This is a genomic window from Nocardia sp. NPDC051929 (assembly GCF_044548645.1).
In the GTDB taxonomy this organism is placed as follows: domain Bacteria; phylum Actinomycetota; class Actinomycetes; order Mycobacteriales; family Mycobacteriaceae; genus Nocardia; species Nocardia sichangensis.
Map to the genome: position 1 here is coordinate 148,425 of NZ_JBIUCG010000008.1, position 12,569 is coordinate 160,993.

Consider the following 12,569-nt stretch of genomic DNA (forward strand, 5'->3'; position numbering starts at 1 on the left):
GCTAGCCCGCCGCGCGCAGCCGTACGCGCAGGCGGGCGCCGCCCATCGGGCTCTCGTCGAGTTCGGCGGTGCCGGAATGCAATTCGGCTTGCTGACGGACCAGGGCCAGGCCGAGGCCCGAGCCGGGGGAACCGGGGCCCTTGACGAAGCGGTCGAAGGCGTCGCCGCGCAACGCCTCGGGGATGCCGCGACCGTCGTCGTCCACATAGATCTCCACGATGTCCTCCGGGCCGGATCGTGCGCTGACGGTGACGGTTCCGGCCTTGCCGTGTTGCACGGCATTGGCGACGGCATTCGTGACGATGAGCATGACGCCGCCCGGTAGACCGGTCACCGTGATCGGTGGGCATTCGGCGAGTTCGACCCGCACCCCGGGATGCCCGCGCCGCGCGTCGTGCACCGCGCGGTCGAGGGTGTCGCAGAGGTCGAACGGCTCGAAGACGTCCGGTTCGGTGAGTTCGCCGACCGCGAGGCGTTCCAGATCGGTCAGCGTGTTCTCGATCTGCCGCTCGGCGAAGAGGATCTCGGACAGGATCACGCCGCGCTGCTGTTCCGGAATCTCTTTGGTGGCAAGTACTTGCAGGTCGGTGCGCAACGCGGTGAGCGGCGTGCGCAACTCGTGCGCGCAGACCGCGGCGAAGTCGCGTGCGCCGGTCAGCGCCCGTTGGGTGGCGCGGTGGGCGGCTTCCAGCCGGGCGAGCATGCGGGTGATCGCGTCGGAGAGTTCCTCGGCTTCCCGCGCGCCGCGGCCGGACAGCGGCGGCAGTTTCTCCAACGTGTCGATGCGGTGGGTGGCGTCGGCGAGACGACGCAACGGGCGTGCGGCGAACCCGGCCAGGAACCAGCCGAGCAGGGCGGCCAGCAACGCGCCCGCCGCGCCGATGCCGAGCCCGATGCGCTGGCTGCGATGTATAGCCGCCTCCACGACGTCGCGGTCGGGATCGAGCGCGACCAGCACGCCGGGCAGCCCGTCGACCCGGGCGATCGCCGCGTCGGCGGGCGCCACGGGTCCGCGCGCGTCGGCGGACCCCTGCTCGGGAGACAGCGTGGCCGCGGACGGCGGAACAGGTTGCGCGGGCGCGGCTTCACGCGGCGCGGCGACCCGCACCGCCATCGACGAGACGGTCTCGTCCAGCTGACGTTCACCGGTGGCGCCGAGCAGGGTGGCGAAAGTGATCGTCAAGGTGAGCGCGACCAGCGCCGCGACCACCCCCGACACGACCGCTACCCGGGTGCGCAGCGACGGCGATCCGCTCATGGTTCCTCCCGGAGGACGAAGCCGACGCCGCGCACGGTGTGGAGTATCCGGGGCACGCCGTCCGCCTCCAGCTTGCGCCGCAGGTAGGAGACGAAGACGTCGACGACATTGGTGTCGGTGGGGAAGTCGTAACCCCACACTGCGGACAGGATCTGCTCGCGGTCGAGCACGATCCCGATGTGCTCGGCGAGCAGGGCGAGCACCTCGAATTCACGTTTCGTCAACTCCACCGGCCTGCCCCCGGCCAGCACGCGGCGTCCGGCGGGGTCGATCCGCACCTGCCCGACCGTGCGCGCCTGGTCGGGGCGGTCCAGCGGTTTACGCCTGCGTCGCAGCAGCGCGTTCAACCGCGCGACCAGCTCGCCGAGATCGAACGGCTTGGTGAGGTAGTCGTCGGCTCCGCGTTCCAGGCAGGCGATCCGGTCGCTGACCGCGGTGCGCGCGCTGAGCACACAGATCGGGATGTCGTCGCCCATCGCCCGCAGCGCGGTGACCACGCCGACACCGTCGAGTTCGGGCATGTTGACGTCGAGCACCATCGCGTCGGGCGTGGTGGCGCGGACCATGCTCAGGGCCTCGGCGCCGTCGGTCGCGGTGACGACCTCGAAATCGGAGAGCTCCAGTCCCCGCCGCAGCGACGCGAGGACGCGAACCTCGTCGTCCACGACCAAGATTCGATGTCCGGCCATGAGGTCAATCTAATCCCACAGTCTGAGATCGTGGTGTCGGCTGCGCCCGCGGTGCGCGATGCGCAGGACCGGAAAGTGAGGCATTGGCCACGGCGCAAACTTGTAACGGACGTGTCGGACGGTGTGCAGACGCGGATCGTCGCGATGCGGCCGAGTGGAAGTCGATATGAGCCGATAGTCGTCCGGTAGATACGTTCGCGTCCCGGCCAACTCGGCATCCATGCCGCCGAACGGCTGATTCGTCGAATTCCTCGATGGAGAGCAAATCCTCGGCACTCCGTCGGCAACTCTCAGAGTTCCTTCAGTTCTTGCCGTCGAGCACTCGCCACGTTTCGATCAGGCCTGGTGACGGTGTCTATTCGAGACTGTGCGCGGTCGGGGAGGCCGCCGGAAATGGGGCTTCCGATCCGGCAAATCGGATGGCAGGGTTGTGTTGCCCGCCACAGTCGCATTCTCTCCAGTCCTGGAGAATGTGACAGGGGAGTATTCCCGAAATACTGTTGGGTGATCTTCACTCTCGGTCGGACCGGCGTGGTGAGGATGCTGAACAACCGAGAGTGGAGCTTTTATGACGCGTGATCTGCCCTTCGACGGCGACACCGAAGAGGCCGACCGCGCGGGCGACACCGCCTACCGTGTGGCCACCGGCGTCGCACGGGTCGCGCGGGCGGGCGCCTATGTCACCGGCGGCGCGCTGGTGGCCGCCAACGGCGGCGGCGTCCCCGCACAGCCCGGCGAATCCCGTCTCGACAGCTGGCACACCGGCTGGGCGCACAGCACCGATCCCGATCCCGACCAGCCGAGCCCGGTGATCACGTTCCCTGACCCGGTCGTCGAGCCCGCGCCGTTCTCGCATGGCTCGAATGTCCCGGTGGCGCACGGAAACTTGGTGCCAGGACCGGGCAATCCCGCGCCCGGGTTCGCCCTCCCCGGCACCGGCGCTGGCCCCGCCGGGTCGCTGCCCACGCTCCCCGGCGAGTACAGCGGCACCGACGCCGGCATGCCACTGCCGACGCTGGCCGGCGAGTCCGGCGCGCAGCAGGGGATGCAGCTGCCGACGCTGCCCGGCGAGTCGGGCGGCCACGGGACGCAGCTGCCCGGACACTCCGGCGGCGGCGTCCCCGGGCTCGGCGGGATCCCCGGCATGGACGGTGATGCCGGGAGCGGACTGTCCATCCCGGGGACCGACGGTCACGTGTCCAACGGTTTCTCGCTGCCCGGCGTCCGGTCCGACGCCGCGAACGATCTCGACGCGCCCGGCGGGCACGGGTTCGGCCTGCCCGGCCACGGACTCGGCCAAGCCGGGCACGGCTTCGGCCTGCCCGGCGCGAACGGCTTCACCGCGCCCGGCTCCACCGTCTTCGACCTGCCCGGCAACAGCGGCGCCGGTGCGGCGCACGCGGCGGGCGATCCGTTCGACGGCGTCGGTCAGGGCGGCGATCTCGGGATGTTCGTCGGCACCCAGTGGTCGGTCGACTTCGGGGTCGGCCCGAACGGGATCTACTTCACCTCCGAGATGAAGGTCGACGGCGCCGTCGGGCACGTCGGCGATCAGCTCGACGAATTCACCGACTATCTGGCCGACGGCATCCATCTGCCGGACGGCACCGCCAGCGCGGCCGCCCAGCCGAACGCGCTGAGCCAAGGCCCTTCCGGACTGCTCGGTGGGCTCACGTCATCGGGCGCGTCCGCCACGCAGTCGTCGGCGGCCTCCGGCGTCGCGCAGTCCGCGTCGGCGGCCGGTGCGCCGACGGCATCGAGCGTCGCGCAGCCGCTGGCGGCCTCGGCGTCCGTCGCCCCCGTGAGCGCGGTCGCGCCGGTGGCCCCCGCCGCCACGGCGCCCGCGCCCGCACCCGCGGCGGTCGCCGCGGCACCGGTGGTCGCGGCCACCCCGCTGCAGACCACGATCCAGCCCGACGCCGCCTCGACCCCGATCGCGAATGTGTTCGCCGCTCCGGAGGGCCCGTCCGTGCTGACCGCTCCCGCGGCGGCCGTCCCCGCGCTGTTCGACGCGGTACGGCCTGCGCCCGTGGTGAAGCCGGCACCCGGGACCGACCCGCATCCGTCCCACCCCGCCCAGTCGCCCGCGTCGACCGTCACCGCGCCGACGACGATCGTCAAGACCACGCCGACGCCGAGCGTTCCCGGCGACGTGACCGTCCCGTCCGCGCCGAAGACGCCGGATCACGACGTCACGAAGCTCCCGGGCGCCACCACGGTGCCGCACGGGGGCGTCACCACCGCTCCGGACGTGCCGACCACCAAGGTCCCTGGCGCGACGGTCACCCAGACCCCGGCGCCGACGCATGCGCCGACCACCCCGGGTGACGACGCGACCTCGCCGGGTGGCGTCACGGGTCGCCCGAGCACCGGTGGCACCTCCAACAGCACCTACCCGACCAACGACGTGCCGACCCACGAACTGCCCACCGGCGACGTACCGACGGTGAGCAGGCCTTCGCAGCCGACGTACGAGGCGCCGGACCAGCCCACCTACAGCGCCCCCGCACAGGCGCCCACCGTCGAGCCGCACGCCCCGTCCGCGCCGACCTACACCGCCCCCGTACCCACCCAGGCGCCGATCAAGCCGCAGGTGATCGACCCGAAGCCGCACGGCATCTCGGCGCCGCTGGCGCTCGACCACCCGGCCGACACCGTCTACCCGGTCGCCGACTACACCTACGACCACTCCGCACTGGCGCTGTCCTCGGGTGGCAGCCTCTCGGGTGCGCTGCTGCCGGAGTCGGGCATAGTGGAAACGCACCATTACGTGTCCGATGTGTCGGACATCTCCCTGATCTAGCAGGGGCGTAGCGGGTTCCGACGACTGCGGAGTGGTCGCAGGGGGCACCTGAACGAAAGTCATCGAGAGTAAGGAGGAGGGTTGTCTGCCGCTGCCGGGCTGAAGGCTGCGACCGTGAAACATCCGGACGCGATGGCCCCGCTCATTCGGATACTCGACGAGCTGCGGGAGACGGCCCGATCCTCGGGACGCGACGACCTCGGCAGCCGACTGAGCATGGTTCGTGCCAGGGTGAGCGATCCCCGGGTACGGCTCGTGGTCGTCGGTCGTCCGAAGAACGGCATGAGCACGCTGGTCAACAGCTTGGTCGGTGCCTCGGTCAGCGCGACGAACAGCGATCTGAGCGTCCCGGTGATCGTCGAGTACGGGCCGGAGCCGACCGCGACGCTGGTGCGGCAGACCGAGCACGGCCGCACCGAACGTCAGTCGGTCGACCCGCTCGATCCCGGTCCAGCGCTGGCCACCCAGGGCGTCGTCCGTGCCGAGTTCACCCAGCCCAGTCCGCTGCTCGCCGACGGTGTCGTGGTGATGGACGCGCCGGGCGCGCTGGGCGACAACCGCACCACCTGGTCGATGATCGCCGCGGCCGACGCCGTGCTCTACGTCGGCGACGCCGGCACCGAGCTGACCGTGGAGCAGATCGCCGAGTTGCAGCGCATCCAGCAGATCTGCCCGACCGTGATCTGCGTGCTGAACAAGATCGACGTGTTCCCGCACTGGTCGCGCACCCAGCAGCGCAACCGGGAACTGCTGGACTCGGCGGGACTCGGCTTCGCGGTGGCCCCGGTCTCCGCGGAACTGCACCGGCAGGCCGGGTTGACCGGTGACTACCAGCGCGACATCGAATCCGGCGTGCCGCAGCTGATCGATCATCTGCGCGACTACGTGGTCGCCCGCGCGGACGCGGTGGCGCTGGAAGCCGCGGTCGGGGACATCCGCCTGGTCTGCGATCACCTCGCGCTGACCCTGCGCACCGAAGCCGAGGCGCTGCGCGACCCGCGACGCCGCGCCGAGATCACCGACCAGCTCGCCCGCGCGCGCGACGAGGCCGATCAGCTGCGCCAGCGCACCGCGAACTGGCAGGTCACGCTCGTCGACGGCGCGACCGAGCTGATGGCCGACATCGAGCACGATCTGCGCCACCGGCTGCGCAGCCTGATCCGCGACGCCGAGGCCGAGATCGCCCAGACCGATCCGGCGCGCCGCTGGAAGGATTTCGCCGCCGATCTGGACGCGCGCATCTGCGAGGCGGTCGAGGAGAACTTCGCCGTGGCGCACTACCGCTCGATGGAGTTGTCCGAGCAGGTGGCCGCCAAGTTCCCGGCCGACAACCGGACCCCACCGCTGCCGGACCTGCGCTTGTCCAACCCCGGGGAGGTGCTCGAGGCGGTGCAGCCGCTGGAGCCCCTCGAGAGCGCGAAAGCCGGGGTCACCCAGCAATTCCTGACCGGTCTGCGCGGTTCCTACGGCGGCATCCTGATGGTCGGTCTGGCCACCAGCCTCCTGGGCATGTCGCTGGTGAACTGGTATTCGGCGGGTGCGGGCGTGCTGCTGGGCGTGAACGCGCTATGGGACGACCGCAAGAGCCGCAAGGTGCGCCGCCGGGCCGAGGCCAAGGTAGCGGTGGCCCGCCTGATGGACGACGTGATCTTCCAGGTCGGCAAGGAGTCGCGTAACCGCTTGCGCGCCGTGCAGCGAGTGCTGCGCGACCACTTCACCGACATCGCGACCGAGGTTTCGCGCGCCGCGGACGACGCGCTGCGCTCGGCCGAGGAGAACTACGGGAAGTACGGCGACCGCAGGCCGGAGCGGATCGCCGACCTCGAGGCGCGGCTCGGCAAACTGCACGCGCTGCGCGAGGAGGCCGACGGACTGGTTCCCGCGTAGACCGTTTCCCGGCGTGGGTCAGACCGGATGGCCCTGCGGGGTGTTCGCGGGCTGGAAGCGGCCCGCGTGCCGGGAGCTCTCGGCACGGATGACGTGGGTCACGGCGTTGATCAGCGCGAGGTGGGTGAACGCCTGGGGGAAGTTACCGAGGTGGCGGCCACTGCGCGGATCGATCTCCTCGGCGTACAACCGCAGGGGACTGGCGAAGCCGAGCAGTCGTTCGCACAGGTGCCGCGCCCGCTGGATCTCCCCGATCTCGACCAGCGCGGAGACCAGCCAGAACGAGCAGATGGTGAACGCTCCTTCCGTGCCGCTCAGGCCGTCGTCGGTGGTTTCGGTCCGGTACCGCAGCACCAAGCCGTTCTCGGTGAGCCGGTCGGCGATGGCCAGCACGGTCGCGCGCACGCGATCGTCCTCGGGCGGCAGGAAGCGGGTGAGCACCACCAGCAGCAGCGAGGCGTCCAGCGTGTCGCCGCCGTAGACCTGGGTGAATACGCCTTCTGAGGTGACGCCGTTGGCCAGGACGTCGGCCTTGATCTCCTCCGCGATCGCGTACCACTCTTCGGCGTGCTCGTACTGGCCGTGCAACTCGGCGAGCTTCGCGCCGCGGTCCAGCGCCACCCAGCACATCACCTTGGACGAGGTGAAGTGCTGCGGCTCACCGCGCACCTCCCAGATGCCCCGGTCGGGCTCCTTCCAGTGCTCGATGGCGGCGTGCACTTGGCGGACCAGTAGCGGCCACAGCGTCTCCGGCACCTGCTGGCGCGACTTCACGTGCAGGTACACCGCGTCGAGCATGGTGCCCCAGATGTCGTGCTGATCCTGGCTGTAGGCATTGTTGCCGATGCGCACCGGACGGGACTGGTCGTAGCCGCCCAAGTGATCGAGGATGATCTCGTCGAGCTGCCGCTCGCCCCCGATGCCGTAGAGCACCTGCAGCGGGACGGGCTCCCCGTCCTCGCCGGTCGTCGCGTCGTTGAGAAAGGCGAAGAAGTCGTCGGCCTCCCGGTCAAGGCCCAGCGTGTACAGGCCCCACAGCGCGAAGCTGGCATCCCGCACCCAGCTGTAGCGGTAATCCCAATTGCGTTCTCCGCCAGGGGTTTCCGGTAGCGAGGTGGTGGCGGCGGCCATCAGGGCGCCGGTCGGAGCGTAGGTGAGGCCTTTGAGGGTGAGCGCGCTGCGCTGCAAGTAGTTGCGCCACGGGTGATCGGGGAACTTGCCGAGCGTGATCCACTGGCGCCAGCATTCGGTGGTCTGCCACATCTTCTCGGCGGCCTCGTCGAAGGTGCGCGGCGCGGGCAGTTCCGACCAGGTGAGCGCGACGAAGACCTCGTCGCCCTCTTTCATCCTGGTGCGGGCGCGCGCCTCGCGCCCCTCGAGTCCGAGACGCAGATCGGTGGTGAGCACCAGGCTCGGCCCGGCGCTGGGCTCGTCGCCGCGCACCGCGGTCGCCTCCTCGTACACCTTGCCGGTGTACTCCCACCGTGCGCTCGCCCGGTGGTAGTCGAACGCGGGCTCGCAGCTCACCTCCAGTTCCACGGTGCCGTTCACACATTTCACCGTGCGCAGCAGCAGATGCTCGGCATCCCAGTCCATCGGGGTGCGCCGGTGGGTCTTGCTGCGCTGATCGTTGTTGTGCCAGGGGCCGAGCACCAGTGCGTCGCGCACGATCAGCCAGCCGGTGCCGGTCTGCCAGGTGGTCTCCAGGATCATCCCGCCGGGCAGGTAGCGGCGGGCGGCGGGCACGTTGACCCCGTACGGCCCGACCCGGAAGTGCCCCGCGCTGCGGTCGAGGAGCGCCCCGAAGATGCTCGGCGAATCCGGCCGCGGAACACACATCCATTCCACCGCGCCGTTGCTGGCGACCAGGCAACTCGTCTCGCAGTCGGACAGGAAGGCGTAGTCGTCGATCGGCGGGTAGGCGCCGTGGCGGTGGGTTTCGGCCAAGTTCGTCGGCAGGCCGTCGGAGTCGTTGAGGGTGAGGTCATCGGAGGACGCCATACCCCATCTTCGGGCCGATGTACGCCCGTCGTCCACTGCGCGATTTCTCCGTCCGCCGATGTGGCCGACGGCCTCGTGGAACCGGCCGGCGTACCGACTAGGCTGGAGCCGTGCATCGCATCGCAGGTTGGTGGGACGGCTTCGAGCTGTGGGTGGCGGGACTGCCGTTCATCCCGCAGTTCCTCGTGGTGCTCGTGGGCATGGTCCCGATCAGCTTCGCCATCGCCTACGGGCTCGATCGCGTGCTGCGCGCTGTGCTGCGCGTGCTGGATCGCCGCTACGGCGCCCATTCCGCACCGGCCCGCCCCGCCCCGGCCGCTGCGGCGGCGGTGCTCGAACCCGGGCAGGCCGCCGCCGATCGCACTCCCGTGCAGAGCGGGGCGCGCTGATGCCTCGTTCGCGGGTTCAGCTCGCCCTCATCGCGCTGCTCGTGCTGATCGTCGTCGCCTGGTTGATCACCCGCTGACGGTCAGTTCCCGCCGCCGCGCCAGTCGCCGAACCGCTTGCCGAGCTTCGCGACGGTGTCGCCGACCTCGTGGGCGACCGTGCTCGCCGCCGCGCCGACATCCCGGCCCAGCGTGCGCACCGTACGGATGAGCGGATCGTCGGACTGGTCGAAGTTCGTGCGGTAGGTGCGGGCGGCGGCCTTCATCTCGTCGGTGATCCGGGTGGCGCGATCCTGGTCACGGCGCGGATAGTCGCCCGAGAGCACGCGGTCGTAGTCGCCGCTCTGGATCCAGCGGCGCAGTTCGGCCGCGCGCAGCACGGAGAACGGGTGGCTCTGTAACTCCAGGTTGAGCAGCTTCAGCACTCCGTCGCGCAGATCGCCGGACCGCTCGTAGTCGTCGGCCTGGGACAGGAACGCCCCGTGGTTCATCTCCTTCACCAAGGCGCCCCCGGCCGTCTTCATGTGCACGCGTACCGAAGCGTCGACATCCTGGCCGCACAGCAGCCCGGCCCGGTCGCCGGACAGCTCGGACTTGCGGCTCCACTCCATCAGGGCCGCGACGATGCCGCGCAGAGCCCACCCACCGACCGGCAACCAGCCGACGCTCGCCGAGACCCGCAGCAGGTGCATGAGCATCGTGCGGTACACCGCGTGGCCGGACAGCGCGTGCCCGAGTTCGTGGCCCACTACGAAACGCAGCTCCTCGGTGTCCATCAGTTCGAGCAACCCGGTGGTCAGCACGATGAACGGCCGGTCCATGCCGATGGTGAAGGCATTCACCTGTGGGCTCTGCAACACGAACAGCTCGGGCGTCGTGGGGGCGTCCAGGATTCGCACACAGTCCTCGCGCAGGTGGTGCAGGGTGCGGAATTGCCGCTCGTCCACCCGTACCGCGGTGGCCAGATACAGCAGTCGGTGCTGGCGTTCTTGCAGCAAACCCGACAATGTGCGCAGCACCACGTCGAACCCCGGCAGTGACCGCAGGGTAACCAGGGCGGTGCGGTCGGCCGGGTGCTCCCACGTGCGGGTGCTGATGCCGGGGAATGTCGTGCGGACGCGATCCGGACTGGTGGTCATAAGGTGAAACCCCCCTCTTCCTGGGCTCTTCGATTCGAACTCCGCCTTGCGCTCTGCTACAGTCTGCCCGTGTCTTCGAGCGCAGTCCCGCAGGTCCGCCATGAATTGGCGTTGATTGCTGTCGGTGACCTCGCGGTCGCGGACGTCTACTGTCGCTGATCGCGACCGGGCACATCCGCGTCTCGTTTGTCAGCAGACCGGCGCGCTTCTTGCAGATGTGCTTTCGCTTCCCGACGGCCCGTTGTGGGCCGGTAGTCGCGCCGCTGCCGTATCGCTCGATCGGCGGGTCTGCTGAATCGATAAGTTTGTCGCCGCCACCGATGTGTTACCGGAGAACTGGCGGTCCGCACGAAAGGTCCACCCCGATGGCTCGCAAATCCTGGCTTTCGCCGCGCCGACGCTACAGCGCCGTTGCCCTAGCCGCCCTAGCGGCGGTCGCGCTGACCGCGTGCGGCGGCGGAGCCAGCGACACGGTCGGGGCGGGCGCTTCCGACGGCAGCGGCGGCACCCTGAACCTCTACGCCTACGCCGTGCCGAAGCCCGGTTTCGACAAGGTGATCCCCGAGTTCAACAAGACCGAGCAGGGCAAGAACGTCCAGATCCAGCAGTCCTACGGCGCCTCCGGCGACCAGTCCCGCAAGGTGAAGGACGGCGCCGAGGCCGACGTCGTGAACTTCTCGGTCGAGCCGGACATCACTCGCCTCGTCGACGCGGGCCTGGTGGACGCGAGCTGGAACGCCGACGCCACCAAGGGCATCCCGTTCGGCTCGGTGGTCGCGATCGTCGTGCGCAAGGGCAACCCGAAGGGCATCAAGGACTGGGACGACCTGCTGAAGCCGGGCGTCGAGGTGGTCACCCCGAACCCGTTCAGCTCCGGTTCGGCCAAGTGGAACCTGCTCGCGCCGTACGCGGCCAAGAGCGACGGCGGCAAGAACCCGCAGGCGGGCCTGGACTACCTGAGCAAGCTGGTCTCCAAGGAGCACGTGAAGGTGCAGCCGAAGTCCGGCCGCGAGGCGACCGAGACGTTCCTGCAGGGCACCGGTGACGTTCTGCTGAGCTACGAGAACGAGGCGATCTTCTCCGAGCGCAACGGCGATCAGATCGAGCACTTCGTCCCGCCGGTCACGTTCAAGATCGAGAACCCGGTCGCGGTGCTGAAGAACAGCAAGAACCAGCAGAAGGCCGTCGCCTTCCGCGACTTCCTGTTCACCACCGCGGGCCAGAAGGCCTGGGCCGCCGCCGGTTTCCGCCCGGTCGACCCGAAGGTCGCCGCCGACTACGCCAAGGACTTCCCGACCCCGCAGAAGCTGTGGACGATCGCCGACCTCGGCGGCTGGAAGACCGTGGACAAGGAACTGTTCACCCCGAACACGGGTTCGGTAGCGGTGATCTATGACAACGCCACCAAGTGACCGGGTGACCCCCGTTACACGGGATACTGGACGATCGTGACTACGAGCAGTAACGCCGGGACCGCGCAGGCAGCTGGTCCCGGCGTCTCCGAACCCGTGCGTCCCGATCGCCGCTGGAACTGGTCGTGGCTGCGCGTGACCGGCTCGGTGGGTCCGCTCGGCATCGCCACCGCGGTGCTGTGGCTGAGCATCATCGTGCTGCTGCCACTGGCGGCGCTCACCGTGACCAGCTTCGAGGACGGGTGGTCCGGTTTCTGGGACGCCGTCACCGCGCCCGCCGCGCTGGACTCGCTGCGCATCACCGTGCTGGTCTCGGTGGTGGTGGCGGTGGTCAACGTGGTCATGGGCACGCTGATCGCCTGGGTGCTGGTCCGCGACCGGTTTCCCGGCAAGGGTGTGGTCAACGCGCTGATCGACCTGCCGTTCGCGCTGCCGACCATCGTCGCCAGTATCGTGCTGCTCTCGCTGTACGGTCCGCAGAGTCCGATCGACATCCACCTGAACGCCACTCAGCCGGGCCTGGTGGTCGCCCTGGCGTTCGTCACGCTGCCGTTCGTGGTGCGTTCGGTGCAGCCGGTGCTGATCGAGGCCGACCGCGAGGTGGAACAGGCGGCGCTCTCGCTGGGCGCGAACAACTGGACCACCTTCCGCAGGATCGTGCTGCCCGCGCTGGCTCCCGCCATAATCAGCGGCGGCGGACTGGCCTTCGCCCGCGCGATCGGCGAGTACGGTTCGGTGGTGCTGATCGGCGGCGCGATCCCGCGCAAGACCGAGATGGCCTCCCAGTACATCCAGAAGCAGATCGAGATCGATCGGCCGGTGAACGCGGCGGCCGTGTCGGTCGCGCTGCTGGCCATCTCGTTCGCGACGCTGCTGGTTCTGCGGCTGCTCGCCGAACGCAGCGCGCGCAAGGAGCAGGCGAGCCGATGACAAACAATCGCGCAGCGCTCCCCGTGTCGCCGGGGCGCGGGCATTCCCCTGGGACGGAGCAGGG

General features: G+C 69.7%; 10 protein-coding genes. 6 read left to right on the forward strand and 4 right to left on the reverse strand.

What is annotated here, in order from left to right:
• Position 1: 1 nt before the first annotated feature.
• Positions 2–1,258, reverse strand: a complete 1,257-nt coding sequence (locus ACIHAX_RS12410) for a HAMP domain-containing sensor histidine kinase (protein WP_355072374.1) — start codon at positions 1,256–1,258, stop codon at positions 2–4.
• A complete protein-coding gene (locus tag ACIHAX_RS12415; protein WP_397073231.1) occupies positions 1,255–1,947 on the reverse strand; it encodes a response regulator transcription factor in 693 nt (230 codons plus the stop codon). Before ACIHAX_RS12415 ends, ACIHAX_RS12410 begins: the two co-directional genes overlap by 4 nt.
• Positions 1,948–2,515: 568 nt before the next feature.
• Here ACIHAX_RS12415 and ACIHAX_RS12420 point away from each other — a divergent pair.
• Together ACIHAX_RS12420 and ACIHAX_RS12425 are read left to right on the forward strand one after the other, a co-directional pair.
• On the forward strand, positions 2,516–4,750 hold the full coding sequence (locus ACIHAX_RS12420; RefSeq protein WP_397277317.1) for a hypothetical protein: 2,235 nt from the start codon (positions 2,516–2,518) through the stop codon (positions 4,748–4,750).
• Between the two features lie 81 nt (positions 4,751–4,831).
• On the forward strand, positions 4,832–6,637 hold the full coding sequence (locus tag ACIHAX_RS12425; protein ID WP_397277319.1) for a dynamin family protein: 1,806 nt from the start codon (positions 4,832–4,834) through the stop codon (positions 6,635–6,637).
• A gap of 18 nt (positions 6,638–6,655) precedes the next feature.
• On the opposite strand, the gene ACIHAX_RS12430 is transcribed toward ACIHAX_RS12425, so the two are convergent.
• Entirely contained in the window at positions 6,656–8,638 is a 1,983-nt protein-coding gene (locus tag ACIHAX_RS12430; protein ID WP_356966419.1) for a glycoside hydrolase family 15 protein, read from the reverse strand.
• A 110-nt stretch (positions 8,639–8,748) separates the two neighbouring features.
• On the opposite strand from ACIHAX_RS12430, the gene ACIHAX_RS12435 reads away from it, so the two are divergent.
• Entirely contained in the window at positions 8,749–9,027 is a 279-nt protein-coding gene (locus ACIHAX_RS12435; protein ID WP_356966417.1) for a hypothetical protein, read from the forward strand.
• Between the two features lie 80 nt (positions 9,028–9,107).
• On the opposite strand, the gene ACIHAX_RS12440 is transcribed toward ACIHAX_RS12435, so the two are convergent.
• Positions 9,108–10,163 (reverse strand): M48 family metallopeptidase, encoded by a 1,056-nt coding sequence (locus ACIHAX_RS12440; protein WP_356966415.1) that lies wholly within the window; start codon positions 10,161–10,163, stop codon positions 9,108–9,110.
• A gap of 69 nt (positions 10,164–10,232) precedes the next feature.
• Between ACIHAX_RS12440 and ACIHAX_RS12445 the strand changes: the two genes are divergently transcribed.
• The 3 genes from ACIHAX_RS12445 (at position 10,233) to cysT (ending at position 12,505) form a co-directional block, all read left to right on the forward strand.
• Positions 10,233–10,322, forward strand: a complete 90-nt coding sequence (locus ACIHAX_RS12445) for an Ms4533A family Cys-rich leader peptide (RefSeq protein ID WP_321210233.1) — start codon at positions 10,233–10,235, stop codon at positions 10,320–10,322.
• Between the two features lie 206 nt (positions 10,323–10,528).
• The gene (locus tag ACIHAX_RS12450; RefSeq protein WP_355072386.1) at positions 10,529–11,575 is read left to right on the forward strand and encodes a sulfate ABC transporter substrate-binding protein; all 1,047 of its coding nucleotides are present in this window, start codon (positions 10,529–10,531) and stop codon (positions 11,573–11,575) included.
• 96 nt (positions 11,576–11,671) lie between these two features.
• Positions 11,672–12,505: a sulfate ABC transporter permease subunit CysT gene (gene cysT / locus ACIHAX_RS12455; protein ID WP_379254765.1), complete on the forward strand. Its 834-nt coding sequence runs from the start codon at positions 11,672–11,674 to the stop codon at positions 12,503–12,505.
• Positions 12,506–12,569: the final 64 nt, after the last annotated feature.

Excerpts from the sequence above, each read along its gene's own strand:
- ACIHAX_RS12410 (WP_355072374.1), bottom strand. The coding sequence starts at position 1,258 with ATGAGCGGATCGCCGTCGCTGCGCACCCGGGTAGCGGTCGTGTCGGGG.
- ACIHAX_RS12415 (WP_397073231.1), bottom strand. The coding sequence starts at position 1,947 with ATGGCCGGACATCGAATCTTGGTCGTGGACGACGAGGTTCGCGTCCTC.
- ACIHAX_RS12420 (WP_397277317.1), top strand. The coding sequence starts at position 2,516 with ATGACGCGTGATCTGCCCTTCGACGGCGACACCGAAGAGGCCGACCGC.
- ACIHAX_RS12430 (WP_356966419.1), bottom strand. The coding sequence starts at position 8,638 with ATGGCGTCCTCCGATGACCTCACCCTCAACGACTCCGACGGCCTGCCG.
- ACIHAX_RS12440 (WP_356966415.1), bottom strand. The coding sequence starts at position 10,163 with ATGACCACCAGTCCGGATCGCGTCCGCACGACATTCCCCGGCATCAGC.
- ACIHAX_RS12450 (WP_355072386.1), top strand. The coding sequence starts at position 10,529 with ATGGCTCGCAAATCCTGGCTTTCGCCGCGCCGACGCTACAGCGCCGTT.